Source organism: Ruegeria atlantica (assembly GCF_947495585.1).
GTDB classification, from domain to species: Bacteria; Pseudomonadota; Alphaproteobacteria; order Rhodobacterales; family Rhodobacteraceae; genus Ruegeria; species Ruegeria atlantica_G.
The window spans coordinates 78,358-93,251 of record NZ_CANLZK010000008.1 but is presented as its reverse complement, the minus strand read 5'-3'; the positions used below and the strand labels follow the sequence as shown (position 1 = coordinate 93,251).

Sequence of the window (14,894 nt, the reverse complement as noted above, 5' to 3'; positions counted from 1 at the left end):
CATGGACAATCCCGAAAGGGCGCGCATATTGCAGGCCATGGAACACAACTCGGATATCCTGATCGTCGGCGGCGGCCTGAACGGCCCGGCCCTGGCACTGGCGCTGGCCCAGACTGGGCATTCTGTCACCGTCATCGACGCATTGGCCGAAAAAGCACGGAAAAACGCGGCTTTTGACGGGCGCGCCTATGCGCTGGCGCTGGCCTCGCAGCGGTTGTTGGATGCGGTTGGCGTCTGGGACAAAGTGGCAGACCATGCCCAGCCCATGCTTGAGATCAAGGTCACCGATGGGCATTCTGGTGCAGGCCCGTCCCCGTTTTTCCTGCATTTTGACCATGCCGAGATTGAAGAAGGCCCGATGGGCTACATGGTCGAAGACCGCCACCTGCGCCGCGCGTTTTTGGACGCAATGGCCGAGCAAAGCGGTATCACACAGATCAGCGGTAAAACGGTTATTGCCCAAGCCACCGACGACACCGGCGTGACGCTGACGCTGGATGATGGCACGACCCTGACCGGCAGATTGTTGGTTGGATGTGACGGACGCCGCAGCGGCACGGCTTCGCGCGCCGGGATCAAGCGCACCGGTTGGGACTACGGCCAGACCGCGCTGGTCTGTGCCATTGAGCACGACCTGCCCCATAACGGCGTGGCGCATCAGTTCTTCATGCCCCCCGGCCCCTTGGCGATTCTGCCGCTGACCGGCAACCGCAGCTCGATCGTCTGGAGCGAACGCTCCGAAATGGCCAAACGCATCAACGCCATGCCCGAGGCGGATTATCTGCAGGTATTGCGCCCGCGCTTTGGTGATTTTCTGGGTGACATCCGCCTTCAGGGCGACCGATTCACCTATCCGCTAAACCTGACGATCGCCAATTCCTTTATCGGTGACCGCATGGCTTTGGTCGGGGACGCCGCCCACGGCATGCATCCAATTGCAGGTCAGGGTTTGAACGCAGGTCTTCGGGACGTGGGTGCCTTGGCGGAAGTTCTGACACTGGCCGGACGGCGTGGCGAAGATATCAGTTCGGTATTGGTTTTGGTACGTTACCAGGAATGGAGACGGTTCGACACGGCGGCGCTGGCCATGGCGACCGATGTGTTCAACAAGCTGTTTTCGAACGACAACCCGATTCTGCGCTTCGGGCGCGACATCGGGATGGAGATCGTGGGCTCGATCCCCGGACTACGTCGCGGCTTTGTCCGTGAGGCCGCCGGGCTGACCGGAGATCTGCCGAAACTTCTGCAAGGGCGCGCGATTTAGTCAAGGTGCCGGGCTTCATCCACCAGCATCACCGGGATACCGTTGCGGATCGGAAAGGCCAGGTTGGCAGCTTTGGAAACCAGTTCCTGCTTTTCGGCGTCGTAGTGCAAAGTAGTGTGCGTCTGCGGACAGATCAGCGCCTCAAGCATGTGGCGATCAAAGGGGTGTTCAGCTTCGGTCATTGAAGTTTTTCCTCGCTCGATCCGCCGCGCATGGCGAATTCAATCAATGTCACCAATGTCTCGCGGCGCGTGCGAAGGCAAGGCGCTTCAAGCAGCGCCTGTTTCTCTTCGGGATCAAAATCCAGCAGCATCGACAAGGAGTTCACCAGCAGCTCGTCATCGGCATCCTTCAACGTGTCCCAGTCGGTCGACAGCTGGCGCGAAGAAAAAAACCGTTCAAGAAGATCTAAGAATCGCGAGCGATCGAACGCATTGTCTGCTTCGGCCTTGCCGAGATCGCGGTCAAACCCGCCCCATGAAACTGCACAGCGGCGATAAGGCGTAAACGCATCCAACTCGGACTTGATCCGAAACCGCGAGACACCGGACAGTGTAATCAGGTACCGGCCGTCTTCGGTTTCAGAGAACTGCGTCACGCGCCCGGCACAGCCGATTTGATGCAGTTTGCTTTCGTTGGACTGACATGGGTTCGGCTGGATCATACCGATCAGCCGTTCAGGTGTTTTCAGCGCGTCGTCCAGCATTTGCAGGTAGCGCGGCTCAAAAATATGCAACGGCAAGCGAGACCGGGGCAGCAAAAGCGCCCCGGGCAATGGGAAAACGGATACCGTCTCCGGCAGGTCAGCGGGATGCATCATGTACCCGAGTGTAGCCCTGATCAGGAATTAGGCAAATATCATCGAGCTGAGCTTGCGCCGCCCGTTCAGAACAATCGGATCATTGGGCTTCAGCGCGTCGAAAATGGTGAACAACTGTGCCTTTGCCGCGCCATCATTCCATTCGCGGTCGCGGCGGAACAGTTCCAGCAATTGCGCAACCGCCTCTTCAACTTCACCATTGGCGTGCAGCGCCTGCGCAAGATCGAACCGCGCCTGATGATTGTCGGCATCCGCCTCGACCGCCGCCTTCAGCTCACCCACCGGGCCTGCATCGGCCGCTTGTTTCGCCAGCTCAAGTTGGGCATGGGCTGCTTCAACCTCGGCCGAGGTTGAAATCTCTGCGGGTGCGCCGTTCAAAATGGCCTCGGCCTGCTCCAGATCGCCAGCTGCAATATGGGCGCGCACCAGACCGCTATAAGCCGCGGCGTGGTTTGGATCTTCCCCCAGAATGGCGGAAAAGGTCTGCGCGGCATCCACAGCTGCGCCATCGGCCAGCATTTCTTCGGCAGCCAGAACAGCGTCATCCAACTGACCCCCTGGGCTTTCACCACCGGCGGCCTCAATCACTCGGTCCACAAACGCCTTGATCTCGGACCCTGGAACAGCACCCTGAAACCCGTCGACCGGTTGACCTTTGTAAAACGCGTATACCGTCGGGATCGACTGAACGCGCATTTGCGAGGCGATCATCTGTGCCTCATCCACATTGATCTTAACCATCTTCACCGCCCCTTTGGCGGCGGTCACAGCCTCTTCCAACAGCGGCCCAAGCGTTTTGCACGGACCACACCATGGGGCCCAGAAATCCACGATCACAGGGGTTTCCTGCGAGGCCTCGACAACATCGGCCATAAAGGTGGCCTCGGATCCGTCCTTGATCAGATCGGCGGTATCGGGTCCGGCTGCGGCGTTCAGAAGGTCCATGGCATTCACTCTTTCGTTCGAATTTGGCCCCTATATGCAACTGCAAAGGGCAGAAACCAAGGGGAGAGTTGCAGGGTCAAAGGTCGAATGTCGCAAAGACTGGTGCGTGGTCGCTGGGTTTTTCCCACCCGCGCGCATCGCGCAGAACGCGGCTGGAGTGCCCTGCGTTCGAGATATCCTGCGTGGCCCAGACATGGTCCAGACGCCGCCCCTTGTCGGCTGCGTCCCAATCGCGGGCCCGGTAGGACCACCAACTGTATAGCTGCCCGTCGGGGATGTCCTGACGGGTAATGTCCACCCATCCGCCTGCGTCCTGCGTTTCGGCCAGCGCCTCAACCTCGATCGGCGTGTGTGAGACAACCTTGAGAAGTTGCTTATGCGACCAGACGTCATCCTCGCGCGGTGCGATATTCAGATCGCCAACCAGAATGGACTTTTCGGGCTTTTCGGCATGGAACCAGTCGCGCATATCCGTGAGATAGTCGAGCTTCTGCCCGAACTTCTCGTTCTTTTCGCGGTCCGGAATGTCGCCACCGGCCGGGACGTAGAAATTGTGAATGGTGACACCATTTTCCAACCGCCCAGCGATGTGGCGCGCGTGGCCGAGACCTGCAAAATCCTTGTCACCGACTTCTTCCATCGGCAGGCGCGACAGGATGGCGACGCCGTTATACCCCTTCTGGCCCCTTGCAACCATGTGGGTGTACCCCAGTTCGGCAAATCCGTCGGTTGGGATCTTCTCAACCGGCGACTTGCACTCCTGCAAACACAATACATCGGGAGCTTCTTCTTGCAGTAATTTCAGCACGATAGGCTCGCGCAGGCGGACCGAGTTGATGTTCCAGGTAGCAAGAGTAAAGGGCATGGGGGATTCCTCTATCGCGGTTGGGCGGAGGTTAGCGTGGTGTGGATTGGGGTGCCATGGAAAAAGATCACCGAAGGGCGTGGAATATTTGGTGGCTGTTAAGCGGGACTTTGTTGCCGTTGGTTCCAATCTTCTACATCTGGACTACGGAGCCAAACAGATTCACATTGAACCAAACCCATCAAATGCCAGAACTGAAGTCCTAGTTAGTTGGGGAGACCGTATGTACTTTCAAATTTCGGCATTGCTCGCAACGGTGCTGCGGCAAGCAAAGAATACTTATCTTTGGGTCATCGGCGAGTCCTTAAGGTTTGTTTTTATGGTATTTTTCTTAGGTCTTGGGACGACAATTGCGTCTATTATTGTATGAAATCTCGGTGGAAATATAATTTGGGAGCTCGGTTTTTTTGGGTTCGGAGGGTTCTTGACCCTCCACTTTGCGATGCAGACAAGGAAGTTCATTAGCCCCGACGAATAGACCGTAGATTAACGCACAGGTCTGGACCGCCGCAAAATGGTAGAATTGGGCTCAAAGCGGACTTCAAATCCCCACCGTCTAAAAAAAAAGCCGGGCCATAAGGCCCGGCAGTCCAACAGGGAGGTGCATGTCATAACCCGGACATGCGCGGGTTGGGAGTAATCTAATTACACATCCAGAGTATCACTTTGATCCACGTCAATCCACCCGGAGTTACGAAACCAAGCGATATCCGCCCGATTCTGTGACCAAAAGGCGCGCGTTCGATGGGTCGGGTTCGATCTTTTGGCGCAGACGATAGATGTGGGTTTCCAGCGTATGTGTGGTGACACCGGCGTTATAACCCCAGACCTCGTGCAGCAGGACGTCGCGGGCGACCACGCCATCTGCCGAGCGGTACAGGAACTTGAGAATGTTGGTCTCTTTCTCGGTCAGGCGGATCTTGCGATCCTCTTCGGTGATCAACATCTTCATTGCCGGCTTGAAGGTGTATGGCCCCAACACAAAGACCGCGTCCTCAGATTGCTCATGCTGGCGCAACTGCGCGCGGATGCGGGCTAGCAGGACCGGAAATTTGAACGGCTTAGAGACGTAATCATTGGCACCGGCATCCAAACCCAGAATGGTATCTGCGTCGCTGTCATGGCCGGTCAGCATCAGGATCGGGCTTTTGACGCCTTGTTTGCGCATCAGACGGCACAGCTCACGACCGTCCGTATCCGGCAGACCGACGTCCAGAATGACCAGATCGTAGATCGCCTCGCGTGCGCGCTCCATGGCGGATTGACCGTCTGCCGCTTCGAACACGTCGAAATCCTCGGTCATCACGAGTTGCTCGCTGAGCGCCTCGCGCAGATCTTCATCGTCATCCACCAGCAGGATTTTCTTGAGCTGAGCCATGTCCGGTCCTCCTAAGCCTTTTCCACCATTTGCGTGCGGAAGATGCAATCAACAAGATTTACTGCAATGGTCTCACGCCCTCGTGTCTGACGCAGAGGAATTGTTTCACTTTTTCTTCTGTTCGGGTTAGACGAAGACCAACACGTTATAGGGTAACATAGATGAGTCTTATCCCCGATATCTCGGAATTGCTGGCACGGGCCCGCGCGGATCTGCGTATGGGCGTTCCCGTCGTATTGACAGATGACAGCGGGTTCAGCGTCATAGCGATAGCGTCCGAGACATTAAGCGCGCAACGGCTGGCCGACCTACGGAACTTCGAAGGTCAGCCTGTGGTCGCGATCACCGTAAGACGCGCAGAAACGCTGAAGGCACGTGCCTATGATGGCGACCTCGCACGGGTAATCATCCCATCGGACACGGACATCGCATGGGTTCAGGCGGTCGCCGACCCCTCGGATGATCTAAATACCCCGATGAAAGGCCCCCTGATGTCCGAGCGTCAGGGTAGCGCCAACCTGCACCGAATTGCCATCGCTTTGACGAAGTCCGCACGCCTCTTGCCGGCCGCCGTGGTGGTTCCCATTGATGACGGTCGCGATTTTGCGGTGGCACACGGCCTGACCTGCATCGACCATACCCGTGCTGCACCGCATCTGGCAGATCGAAGCGCCCTGCACGCGATTGCCGCCGCGCGCCTGCCGATGGAAGTGTCCGAGGCCGGGCGGCTGCACGTTTTCCGCCCCGAAGATGGCGGAGAAGAGCACTATGCCGTGGAAATCGGTCGCCCGGACAGAAGCAAACCTGTGCTGGCCCGTTTGCATTCGGCTTGTTTTACGGGCGACTTGATGGGCAGCTTGAAATGCGATTGCGGGCCCCAACTGCGCGGAGCGCTTGCCCAGATGGGCTCCGAAGGTGCGGGCGTATTGCTGTATCTCAATCAGGAGGGGCGCGGTATCGGCCTTGCCAACAAGATGCGGGCCTATTTCCTACAGGATCAGGGTTTTGATACGGTCGAGGCCAATCACCGATTGGGGTTCGAAGACGATGAACGCGATTTCAGACTAGGCTCGGACATCCTCAAAGAACTTGGTTTTTCGTCGGTTCGATTGCTGACAAACAACCCGGCGAAAATTGCGATGATGGAAAAAACAGGCATCGCAGTGACCGAAAGGGTGCCGCTGAAAGTGGGTGAAACAGCCCACAACCGGGGGTATCTGGCCACCAAAGCCGCGAAATCAGGCCATTTGCTGTGACCCCGGACGATCTGGTGCTTACGCCACGCGGTGTCCGGTTTGCCGGTCGACTCTTTCCCTGTTCGGTCGGAAAAGGCGGTCTGACAGATGACAAGCACGAAGGCGATGGGGCAACCCCAATTGGGGTACACCACATTGTCGGTATGCTGTTTCGACCAGATAGAATCGCAGCCCCGGCCTCATGGGCTATCCCAATAGGCCCCGGCGACCTTTGGTCTGATGACAGCGCGGACCGCCAGTACAATCAGATGGTCAGCGCGCCCTATGCCCCCAGCCACGAAAAGCTGCGGCGCGCGGATCCTTTGTATGATCTTGTTCTGATCACGGACTGGAACTGGCCGAATTCTGTGCCGGACCGCGGTTCAGCTATTTTCCTTCACCAGTGGAGACGCCCCGGCTACCCGACCGAAGGCTGTGTCGCGTTTCGCCGCGACCATTTGCATTGGATCGCGCGTAAAACTTCCCCCGGAACGCGTCTGATTATCCCGCAGGTTTGACCCGCTCGCCAAAGATGGCGGACCCCACGCGCACGTGGGTGGCGCCCAACGCAATCGCCTGCTCGAAATCACCGCTCATCCCCATCGATAAGCCCGGCAACCCGTTGCGTTCGGCGATTTTGGCCAGCAACGCAAAATGCAGCGAGGGTTCTTCTTCAACCGGCGGGATTGCCATCAGACCCTGAACCGGCAAATCAAGTTCGCGGCACTCGGCGATGAAGGCGTCCGCATCACCCGGCATGATCCCTGCTTTCTGCTCTTCTTCTCCGGTATTGACCTGGATAAACAAATCCGGGCACTGGCCAAGCTCTTGCGCCAACCGTGCCAGTGTTTTGGCCAGCTTGGGCCGATCCACCGAGTGAATCGCGTTGAACAGCTCCATTGCCTGCCGGGCCTTGTTGGTTTGCAGCGGTCCGATCAGATGCAGGTCTATCCCCGAGAATTTCTCTTTAAAGCCCGGCCATTTTTCGGCCGCTTCCTGCACGCGGTTTTCCCCGAAACAGCGGTGGCCCTGGCTCAGCACAGCCTCAACACGTTCATTGGGCTGAACCTTTGAAACCGCGATCAGCTTTGTCGATTCCGCAAGTCGTCCGGCGGCGGATTCGGCCTTGGCGATGCGGGCAGTGATGTCGTGCAGCGACATGGATTTCCTCTCTCTGCTTTGGGGCAGGAAAACACCAAGTCCGCGCAAAAGAAAAGGGCAGGTCCGAAGACCTGCCCTTAAACTTTGTGGTTTAGCTCAACTTAGAAGTTGAACTGAGCACCGAAGTCGGCACGTACACGGCTGTCGCCGTCGCCGCGCTTCTCTTGGCCGAGACCACCGCGCAGCGATGCACCGCCGCCCAGGTCGTACTTAACGCCGATACCATACTGCTGCAGGTCGTCATCCGCCGAACCGTCACCGTAAGCAGCGGTCAGAGTGGTTGCCGCGCCCAGGTTGTAGGCCAGCGACAGACCGTATGCGGTGCCGTTGCGATCGTCGTTTACAACGTCATCGTCAGCTACAAACAGAGTACCCGAGAAGTCACCGAATTCTGCACCCAGGGTCAGAACGGTCAGCGACTGCTTTTCGCTCGCGCTGTTCACGTTCGCCTTGGTCTGACCATAGGCCAGTGCAGCGGTGATGTTGTTGAAGTTGTAGGTTGCGCTGATGTCCCAGCGGTCTGCGTCCTGCGCAACACCGTCAAAAGCAATAGTTGCTTGGTCATATGACGCGCCGAATGCGAAATCGCCAACTGCGTACTGGAAGAACACAGCGTTCGAACCCGAACCGGTCGACGAATAGCCCAGGAAGCTATAGTCAACGCCCGAGTACTGACCGATGAAGGCTTCCAGGCCAGGCTCGTTACCGTAGTAGTTTGCCAGGTTGTCGAAGGCACCCGCAACGTTGCCGGCGTCAACACGCAGACCACCGTAGATGACCGAGAAGCGTGCGCCGTTCAGACCAGCCGAGTTGGCTTCGCCGTTGTCGGCGTTTTCGTCAGCCTGCAGACGAACACGAGCCGAGAACTCAACGCCGCCGTCGGTTTCTGCGGTGCCGTCGATGTTCAGGCGGAAGCGCGAGACCAGGATGGTGCTGTCGGTTTCGACGTTCGCGGTGCCATCGGCAACGATATCGCCGTTTGCGTCTGTGGTGAAGTTAGGAACGTCACCGGTACGGTCTTCATAGTAGCCAATACCAAAACGGCCATAGCCGCTGAATTTAACGTCGGCCGCTGCAACACTTGCGGTTGCGATCAGAGCGGTCGATGCGAAGAGAACTTTTTTCATCTTGTTTCCCTCGGTTTCAAAAGTTTTTCTACTCGACACATGCCTCAGCACATGTCTCAGCACGGGAACCGTTTCGCTCGAATTACCCCCTTCACGCAAGCTCGCCTTAAATGTGAAGGGTGCATTGGCCCCAAATTGGTGCAAGGATGCCACAGTCGATATTCGGGCGCTAATCTGCCGTCCACACTGACATGTGTAACAAGAATAGGGTTGTTGCTGAACTGGACCTTGTCTAGGAGTAACACGTAATAAAGTAGACCAAGTGAAACAGGACCAGTCGACAATGCGCCTGCAGACGATTTTCGGTTTGATCATAATGACTGCTGCCGTGTCGGCCTGCGGACAGAATCAGAGTGCGGCTCCGAATCCCGCGTTGCTGTATACAGATAGCACACGCACAGAAGAACGAGAGCTGAACGATCCAGAACGTACGACAATCTGGGACGTGTTCAACCGCGGGAATGCCGAACAGATCGTCAATGTGAACCGGTATTTGTGGGCGGCCTCTCTGGATGTGCTGAATTTCCTCCCAATTCAGGAAGTTGATCCATTTACCGGCGTGATCGTAACAGGTTACGGCACGCCTCCTGGTGGCGGACGCTCTTATCGCGCGACCGTGCATATAAGTGACCCGGCCCTGGCGGCGCGGTCCCTTTCGGTAGCACTGCAAAGCAGCGGAGGCGCTCCGGTCAGCGCTGCAACGGCCCGGGCGGTCGAGGATGCGATCCTGAATCGCGCACGCCAGTTGCGCATTGCGGACAACAAACTCTAGCCACCCGCTGAAAATCACAATATTACCACGCCGGGTTCACGCCCGGCGTTTTCATTCACGAAGGACCGCACAATGTCGCGCTACTCGGCCACCGAAATCGAAGCAAAATGGCAAGAGGCCTGGGACAAGGCCGGGATCTTCACCGCCGACCATAAGGCGGACAAGCCGAAATATTATGTGCTTGAGATGTTCCCCTACCCGTCAGGGCGAATCCATATGGGGCATGTGCGCAACTATACCATGGGCGACGTCATTGCGCGTCACAAGCTCGCGACGGGGCATAACGTGCTGCACCCGATGGGCTGGGATGCCTTCGGGATGCCCGCAGAGAACGCCGCCATGGCCATTGGCGGCCACCCGAAAGACTGGACCTATAGCAACATCGCCGACATGCGCGGACAGATGAAGCCACTGGGCCTGTCGATTGACTGGTCCCGCGAATTCGCCACCTGTGACCCCGAATATTATGGCCAGCAGCAGGCTCTGTTCCTCGATATGCTCGATACTGGGTTGGTTTACCGCAAGAACGCCGTGGTGAACTGGGACCCGGTCGACATGACCGTTCTGGCCAATGAACAGGTGGAAAATGGACGTGGCTGGCGCTCGGGCGCGCTGGTGGAACGGCGCGAGCTGACACAGTGGTTCTTCAAAATCTCGGACTATTCGGAAGAATTGCTGGATGCGCTTGATACGCTAGAGAACTGGCCTGCCAAAGTGCGGCTGATGCAGGAAAACTGGATCGGCAAGTCGCGCGGCCTGCAATTTGGCTTCGAACGTACTGATGGTGGTGAGCCCATCACCGTCTATACGACTCGGCCCGATACGCTGTTGGGCGCGTCCTTTGTTGGTATTTCGCCGGATCACCCGATTGCCAAGCAGCTTGAGGCCGAAAACCCCGAAGTTGCTGAGTTTGTTGCCGAATGCCGCAAGGGTGGCACCACGGAAGAGGCCATCGAGACGGCCGAAAAGCTGGGTTACGACACTGGCATTCGCGTGCGTCACCCGCTGGACCCGAATTGGGAACTGTCGGTCTGGATCGCCAATTTCATCCTGATGGATTATGGAACTGGCGCGATCTTTGCCTGCCCCGCGCATGACCAGCGTGATCTTGATTTCTGCCGCAAGTATGGCCTGCCGGTCATCGACACCTTCTTTGCACTGGATGACGATAAGCCGGTCGACAAGATCGCCTTTGTGCCGCCGAAAACTGAAAAAGTCCGCTGGGTGGACCACTTCGCAGGCCTGACCGAGGCCACGGGGGATGAGGCGATCAACGCCACCGTCGATTTCGCGGAAAAAGCAGGTTGGGGTGAAGGCGTCACCAAATATCGCCTGCGCGATTGGGGGCTCAGCCGTCAACGCTATTGGGGTTGCCCGATTCCGGTCGTGCATTGCGACAAATGTGGCACCGTGCCCGAGAAGAAAGAGAATCTACCGATCGAATTGCCTTACGACGATGGCAACGGCAAACCCATCGACTTCTCGATCCCCGGCAACCCGCTGGACCGCCATGCCAATTGGCGTGACACCCCTTGCCCGTCTTGCGGCGCGCCTGCCAAACGCGAAACCGACACGATGGACACCTTCGTCGATTCGTCGTGGTATTTCGCCCGTTTCACCGCGCCACGCGCTGACACACCCACCGATCTGGCCGAGGCCGAATACTGGATGAATGTCGACCAGTATATCGGCGGTATCGAGCACGCGATTCTGCACCTGCTCTATTCGCGCTTCTTCGCGCGGGCGATGAACATCACGGGTCACCTGCCTAAGAAAGCCATCGAGCCGTTCAATGCGTTGTTCACGCAAGGCATGGTCACGCATGAGATCTATCAGACACGCGACGCCAATGGCCGTCCGGTTTATCACCTGCCCGAAGATGTGACCGACGGAAAACTGGCCGACGGCACCGACGTTGAGATTATCCCCTCGGCCAAAATGTCGAAATCAAAGAAAAACGTGGTCGACCCGGTCAGCATCATCTCGGCCTTCGGCGCGGATACCGCGCGTTGGTTCGTCCTGTCCGATTCGCCGCCTGAACGGGATGTCGAATGGACCGCATCCGGGGCCGAGGCTGCGTTCAAGCACCTCAGCCGTGTGCATCGGATCGCCTCGGAAATCGCCGAATCGGATGTTCCGGCCAATGCCGAGGATGAAACCCTGCTGCGCGAGATGCACAAAGCCATCCATGACGTCACAAGCGGAGTCGAGTCTTTCGGCTTCAACGCCTCAATCGCCAAGCTTTATGCTTTCACCAACACGCTAGCCAAATCCAAGGCGGGCACCGCAGCCAAACGCGAGGCCGCCAAAACGCTGGCACAGCTGATGTCGCCGATGACCCCACACCTGTCCGAGGAGCTTTGGCAGCTGCTGGGTGGCAAAGGGCTGGTTGCCACGGCGCCATGGCCAATTGCGGATGCAGCTATGCTGGTGGACGACACCGTCACCCTGCCGATCCAGATCAACGGCAAGCGCCGCGCGGAAATCAGCGTGGCCAAAGATATGCCCAAGGACGAGGTTGAAAAAGTCGCGCTGAGCACCGAAGCTGTGCAAAAGGCGCTGGATGGCGCCACACCCAAGAAAGTAATCGTTGTGCCGGGCCGGATCGTGAATGTCGTCGTTTAACCGAAGAACCTTGTTGCTGATGCCGCTGGCCCTTGCCGCCTGCGGTTTCGAACCTGTGTACGCTCCAGGCGGATCGGGCTCGGCTCTTTTTGGTCGCGTCGAAGTGTCTGCACCAAACACGGTTACCAGCTTTCTTCTGGTCGAAGATCTGGAACAAAAGCTTGGCCGTAGCGCGACATCCGTCGGTGAATACAGTCTGGACGTGTCCGTCCGGACCCGGACAGTGGCGGCATCGATCACCTCAACGAACGAAACCAACCGCCTTACCATCAACGGAACCGCAAACTATTCGCTTAGATCGAAAGCGACGGGGCAAGTTCTTGCCTCGGGCTCGGTGACGGACTTCGTGGGGTATTCGGCTGCCGGTTCCACCGTATCCACCCTGGCTGATGAGCGGGATGCAACGCAGCGCCTGATGGTGATTCTGTCCGATCAGATCATCAGTCGGCTGTACGCCACGCCGGACCTGTCCGCATGAAGCTGAGCCCGCGCGAGTCCGAGGGATATTTCTCGAGACCCGACGCGGACAAGACCGGGCTGTTGATCTACGGTGCGGATGCGATGCGCGTGGCGCTAAAGCGGCAACAGGTTTTGGCCGCTCTGCTGGGCGCCAATGCCGAAGAAGAGATGCGGTTGACCCGCCTGCCCGGAAGCGATCTGCGTGGCGATCCGGCCTTGTTGCTGGACGCGGTCAAGGCGGTCGGGTTCTTTCCCGGGCCACGCGCTGTATTCGTCGAAGACACAACCGACACGGCCGCCCCAGCAATCCTTGCCGCACTGGAGGATTGGGTGGCTGGCGATGCCCAGATCATCGTCACCGCCGGGCAGCTCAAAGCCAGTTCCAAGATTCGCAAAGCGTTCGAATCGCACCGCTCGGCCTATGCGGTAGGTATCTATGACGACCCACCATCCCGGGCCGAAGTCGAACGAATACTCTCTGAGGCCGGTTTGCAGAACATCCCGCGCGATTCGATGGCCGCGATTGCTGAGCTGGCAACCGGTATAAGCCCCGGTGACTTTACCCAAACGATTGAGAAACTGTCGCTTTACAAACGCGGTGACAGCTCTGAACTGACCATTGAAGACGTCGAAGCCTGCGCGCCTCGTTCGACTGAGGCCGCCCTGGATGATGTGCTCAACGTGGTTGCCGATGGTCGCGCGGGTGAAATCGGCCCGCTGATCCGACGTTTGCAATCACAGGGAACCAATGCGGTCAGCCTGTGCATCGGCGCGACAAGGCACTTCCGCACTTTGTACGCCTGCGCATCCGATCCGGGCGGAGCAGCACAAGGCATCGGAAAGCTTCGCCCCCCGGTTTATGGGAAACGGCGCGACCGAATTCTGCGTCAGGCCCAAGGGTGGGGTGCGCCAAAATTGCAAACTGCGTTGACGGTTCTGACAGATACGGACCTGTCGCTGCGCTCGGCAGGGCAAACGGCACCGGCCATGGCATTGGTCGAACGTGCCATGATCCGTCTGGCGATGCTGGCGCGAACCCGCTAACCGCTTTGATCCAACCAATATGCCGCCGAACGCCCAGCCCAACGGCCGGTCGCCAGGCAGGCTGTCAGAAGGTACCCCCCGGTTGGGGCCTCCCAATCCAGCATCTCGCCCGCGCAAAACACTCCGGGACATGCAGCCAGCATGAGCCCCTCATTAAGCGTCGCACGTGGTACGCCGCCTGCCGTGGAGATGGCCTCGTCCATCGGGCGCAGGCCAGAGTGTTTGATCTGCAGATGCTTGATCTCGCTCACGTCTAGCGACTGCGTCTGGCCGTCGCGCTTGGACATTTCATGAAACAGGGCAACCTTTTGCGGAGACAGGTGAAGAGATTTCTTCAGCCACTGGGACAGAGTCGTTTTCGATTTCTTTGACGCAAAACGATTGCGCAACGTATCGGCATCCAAATCCGGAACCAAATCGACAAAAAGCGGTGCTCTGTCACGCAAGGCCGGGGTCAGTGAGTACAGTCCGCCCCCTTCCAACCCTTTCGCCGACACCGCAGCCTCGCCGCGACTTTCCAACTCTCCAGTCCTCCACCGCACCGATTTCAAAGCCGCGCCAAAATGCGGCTGCATATGGGGGCTCCAATCTACGGAAACGGCTGAGTTTGCGGGAGCAAAAGGTGTGAGGGGCACGCCTTTACCCGTCAGCACCGATGCCCAAGCTCCGTCTGATCCCAACCGCGACCAGCTTGCCCCGCCCAGCGCAAGAACTGTCACCTCGGGGCACAGGTTCTGCCTGCCATCCGCCGTGTCGAAAACGGCTTGGGCACCATCCCAGCCAACCCACCGCCAACGTGTTCTGATCTGAACGCCAGCCTCTGTCAGCCGTGCCAGCCACGCCCGCAACAGCGGAGAGGCCTTCATCGACGTCGGAAACACCCGACCGGTCGTCCCCGTGAACAACTCTTGCCCCAGCCCTTGCGCCCATGTTTGCACGTCCGACGCATCGAATTCGGCAATCAATGGTCGCAACCAGGTCGCGGCCTCACCATAAGACCTCAGCAAAGTCTCAAGCGGCTCGTCCTTGGTCAGGTTCAGCCCGGACTTTCCCGCCATCAGGAACTTTCGCGCAACCGAAGGCTTGGCCTCTGCCACAACAACAGAGTGCCCGGCTTTGGCCAGTTCCTCGGCTGCCATCAGGCCTGCGGGTCCACCGCCGATCACCAGTGCCTGTGCCATCCCTGCCCTCTTGCCTTC

At 58.3% G+C, this 14,894-nt stretch carries 16 protein-coding genes; 8 read left to right on the top strand and 8 right to left on the bottom strand.

Features of this window, described 5'->3' with window-relative positions:
* Position 1: 1 nt before the first annotated feature.
* On the top strand, positions 2–1,264 hold the full coding sequence (locus QMP16_RS14615) for an FAD-dependent monooxygenase (RefSeq protein WP_282152977.1): 1,263 nt from the start codon (positions 2–4) through the stop codon (positions 1,262–1,264).
* Here QMP16_RS14615 and QMP16_RS14610 read toward each other — a convergent pair.
* From QMP16_RS14610 to QMP16_RS14595, 4 genes are all read right to left on the bottom strand, one after another.
* Positions 1,261–1,446 (bottom strand): Trm112 family protein, encoded by a 186-nt coding sequence (locus QMP16_RS14610; protein WP_282152976.1) that lies wholly within the window; start codon positions 1,444–1,446, stop codon positions 1,261–1,263. The two genes, QMP16_RS14615 and QMP16_RS14610, sit on opposite strands and share 4 nt — an antisense overlap.
* On the bottom strand, positions 1,443–2,084 hold the full coding sequence (locus QMP16_RS14605) for an LON peptidase substrate-binding domain-containing protein (protein ID WP_282152975.1): 642 nt from the start codon (positions 2,082–2,084) through the stop codon (positions 1,443–1,445). Before QMP16_RS14605 ends, QMP16_RS14610 begins: the two co-directional genes overlap by 4 nt.
* A 27-nt stretch (positions 2,085–2,111) precedes the next feature.
* Positions 2,112–3,029 carry a thioredoxin gene (gene trxA, locus QMP16_RS14600; RefSeq protein ID WP_282152974.1) on the bottom strand — a complete coding sequence of 306 codons (918 nt, stop codon included), beginning with the start codon at positions 3,027–3,029 and terminating at the stop codon, positions 2,112–2,114.
* Positions 3,030–3,105: 76 nt separating this feature from the next.
* A complete protein-coding gene (locus QMP16_RS14595) occupies positions 3,106–3,894 on the bottom strand; it encodes an exodeoxyribonuclease III (RefSeq protein ID WP_282152973.1) in 789 nt (262 codons plus the stop codon).
* Between QMP16_RS14595 and QMP16_RS14590 the strand changes: the two genes are divergently transcribed.
* Entirely contained in the window at positions 3,893–4,264 is a 372-nt protein-coding gene (locus QMP16_RS14590) for a hypothetical protein (protein ID WP_282152972.1), read from the top strand. The two genes, QMP16_RS14595 and QMP16_RS14590, sit on opposite strands and share 2 nt — an antisense overlap.
* A 321-nt stretch (positions 4,265–4,585) precedes the next feature.
* On the opposite strand, the gene QMP16_RS14585 is transcribed toward QMP16_RS14590, so the two are convergent.
* Entirely contained in the window at positions 4,586–5,272 is a 687-nt protein-coding gene (locus QMP16_RS14585) for a response regulator transcription factor (RefSeq protein ID WP_058272567.1), read from the bottom strand.
* 161 nt (positions 5,273–5,433) lie between these two features.
* On the opposite strand from QMP16_RS14585, the gene ribA reads away from it, so the two are divergent.
* A complete protein-coding gene (gene ribA / locus QMP16_RS14580; protein ID WP_058272568.1) occupies positions 5,434–6,528 on the top strand; it encodes a GTP cyclohydrolase II in 1,095 nt (364 codons plus the stop codon).
* A complete protein-coding gene (locus QMP16_RS14575) occupies positions 6,525–7,025 on the top strand; it encodes a L,D-transpeptidase family protein (protein ID WP_282152971.1) in 501 nt (166 codons plus the stop codon). Before ribA ends, QMP16_RS14575 begins: the two co-directional genes overlap by 4 nt.
* On the opposite strand, the gene QMP16_RS14570 is transcribed toward QMP16_RS14575, so the two are convergent.
* Together QMP16_RS14570 and QMP16_RS14565 are read right to left on the bottom strand one after the other, a co-directional pair.
* Positions 7,009–7,668 carry a YggS family pyridoxal phosphate-dependent enzyme gene (locus QMP16_RS14570; protein ID WP_282152970.1) on the bottom strand — a complete coding sequence of 220 codons (660 nt, stop codon included), beginning with the start codon at positions 7,666–7,668 and terminating at the stop codon, positions 7,009–7,011. The two genes, QMP16_RS14575 and QMP16_RS14570, sit on opposite strands and share 17 nt — an antisense overlap.
* Before the next feature lie 101 nt (positions 7,669–7,769).
* Entirely contained in the window at positions 7,770–8,795 is a 1,026-nt protein-coding gene (locus tag QMP16_RS14565; RefSeq protein ID WP_282152969.1) for a porin, read from the bottom strand.
* Positions 8,796–9,078: 283 nt separating this feature from the next.
* Here QMP16_RS14565 and QMP16_RS14560 point away from each other — a divergent pair, with 283 nt between their 5' ends.
* From QMP16_RS14560 to holA, 4 genes are all read left to right on the top strand, one after another.
* The gene (locus QMP16_RS14560) at positions 9,079–9,567 is read left to right on the top strand and encodes a DUF3576 domain-containing protein (RefSeq protein ID WP_108861114.1); all 489 of its coding nucleotides are present in this window, start codon (positions 9,079–9,081) and stop codon (positions 9,565–9,567) included.
* A 72-nt stretch (positions 9,568–9,639) separates the two neighbouring features.
* Positions 9,640–12,192, top strand: coding sequence for a leucine--tRNA ligase (gene leuS / locus QMP16_RS14555; protein WP_282152968.1), 2,553 nt, complete (start codon positions 9,640–9,642; stop codon positions 12,190–12,192).
* A complete protein-coding gene (lptE, locus tag QMP16_RS14550; protein WP_282152967.1) occupies positions 12,179–12,670 on the top strand; it encodes an LPS assembly lipoprotein LptE in 492 nt (163 codons plus the stop codon). Before leuS ends, lptE begins: the two co-directional genes overlap by 14 nt.
* Positions 12,667–13,695, top strand: coding sequence for a DNA polymerase III subunit delta (gene holA, locus QMP16_RS14545; RefSeq protein ID WP_282152966.1), 1,029 nt, complete (start codon positions 12,667–12,669; stop codon positions 13,693–13,695). Before lptE ends, holA begins: the two co-directional genes overlap by 4 nt.
* On the opposite strand, the gene QMP16_RS14540 is transcribed toward holA, so the two are convergent.
* A complete protein-coding gene (locus QMP16_RS14540) occupies positions 13,692–14,876 on the bottom strand; it encodes a TIGR03862 family flavoprotein (protein WP_282152965.1) in 1,185 nt (394 codons plus the stop codon). The two genes, holA and QMP16_RS14540, sit on opposite strands and share 4 nt — an antisense overlap.
* Positions 14,877–14,894 lie beyond the last annotated feature (18 nt).

Bases quoted from the DNA above. Each gene is read 5' to 3' on its own strand.
- QMP16_RS14615 (WP_282152977.1), top strand. From the start codon at position 2: ATGGACAATCCCGAAAGGGCGCGCATATTGCAGGCCATGGAACACAAC.
- QMP16_RS14610 (WP_282152976.1), bottom strand. From the start codon at position 1,446: ATGACCGAAGCTGAACACCCCTTTGATCGCCACATGCTTGAGGCGCTG.
- QMP16_RS14605 (WP_282152975.1), bottom strand. From the start codon at position 2,084: ATGATGCATCCCGCTGACCTGCCGGAGACGGTATCCGTTTTCCCATTG.
- trxA (WP_282152974.1), bottom strand. From the start codon at position 3,029: ATGGACCTTCTGAACGCCGCAGCCGGACCCGATACCGCCGATCTGATC.
- QMP16_RS14590 (WP_282152972.1), top strand. From the start codon at position 3,893: ATGGGGGATTCCTCTATCGCGGTTGGGCGGAGGTTAGCGTGGTGTGGA.
- QMP16_RS14595 (WP_282152973.1), bottom strand. From the start codon at position 3,894: ATGCCCTTTACTCTTGCTACCTGGAACATCAACTCGGTCCGCCTGCGC.
- QMP16_RS14585 (WP_058272567.1), bottom strand. From the start codon at position 5,272: ATGGCTCAGCTCAAGAAAATCCTGCTGGTGGATGACGATGAAGATCTG.
- ribA (WP_058272568.1), top strand. From the start codon at position 5,434: ATGAGTCTTATCCCCGATATCTCGGAATTGCTGGCACGGGCCCGCGCG.
- QMP16_RS14570 (WP_282152970.1), bottom strand. From the start codon at position 7,668: ATGTCGCTGCACGACATCACTGCCCGCATCGCCAAGGCCGAATCCGCC.
- QMP16_RS14565 (WP_282152969.1), bottom strand. From the start codon at position 8,795: ATGAAAAAAGTTCTCTTCGCATCGACCGCTCTGATCGCAACCGCAAGT.
- QMP16_RS14560 (WP_108861114.1), top strand. From the start codon at position 9,079: ATGCGCCTGCAGACGATTTTCGGTTTGATCATAATGACTGCTGCCGTG.
- leuS (WP_282152968.1), top strand. From the start codon at position 9,640: ATGTCGCGCTACTCGGCCACCGAAATCGAAGCAAAATGGCAAGAGGCC.
- lptE (WP_282152967.1), top strand. From the start codon at position 12,179: ATGTCGTCGTTTAACCGAAGAACCTTGTTGCTGATGCCGCTGGCCCTT.
- holA (WP_282152966.1), top strand. From the start codon at position 12,667: ATGAAGCTGAGCCCGCGCGAGTCCGAGGGATATTTCTCGAGACCCGAC.
- QMP16_RS14540 (WP_282152965.1), bottom strand. From the start codon at position 14,876: ATGGCACAGGCACTGGTGATCGGCGGTGGACCCGCAGGCCTGATGGCA.